A 767-nucleotide genomic window follows, 5' to 3' on the forward strand; every position below is an offset into this window, starting at 1 on the left:
AGGTTCACAACAGGATTCGGAAGAACTGTAACATTTACATCATCAGAAGCAGAACAACCATTTGTATCAGTTACCACCACTGAGTAGTTACCAGATGTTAACACGGTAATGGTCTGAGTTGTTACTCCGTTTGACCACAAGTAGGTTGCTCCTGCATTGCCTGCATCTAAACTAATGCTGCCGCCTGCACAAGTTTCCTGGTCTGCACCAAGATTCACAACCGGATTTGGATGAACAGTTACGTTCACATCATCGCTTGTAGAACAACCATTTGCATCAGTTACCACAACTGAGTAGTTGCCTGATGTTGAAACAGTGATCGTTTGTGTTGTTGCACCGTTTGACCACAAATATGTTGATCCTGAATTGCCTGCATCTAAACTAATCGTTCCTCCTGCACATGTTTCCTGGTCTGCGCCAAGATTCACAACCGGATTTGGATGAACCGTTACATTTACATCATCACTTGCAGAACAACCATTTGCATCAGTTACGACAACTGAGTAGTTGCCAGATGTTGAAACTGTGATGGCTTGAGTCGTTGCGCCATTTGACCACAAGTATGTTGCTCCTGCATTGCCTGCATCAAGCGTAATTGTGCCGCCTGTGCAAATTTCACGATCTGCGCCTAAATCAACCGTTGGGTTTGGATAAACTGTAATATTGATATCATCACTGGTAAAACATCCATTTGAATTGGTAATAAGTACAGAATAATTCCCACTTGCTGATACTGTGATGGTCTGAGTCGTTGCACCATTTGACCA

Annotated in this window: 1 pseudogene; it reads right to left on the reverse strand. The window is 43.2% G+C overall.

Going from position 1 to position 767, the window contains the following annotated elements:
* Window positions 1–767: pseudogene (locus ELS83_RS21700) on the reverse strand (hypothetical protein); the annotation flags it as partial.

The organism is Marinifilum caeruleilacunae (assembly GCF_013141825.1).
Lineage (GTDB): Bacteria > Bacteroidota > Bacteroidia > Bacteroidales > Marinifilaceae > Marinifilum > Marinifilum caeruleilacunae.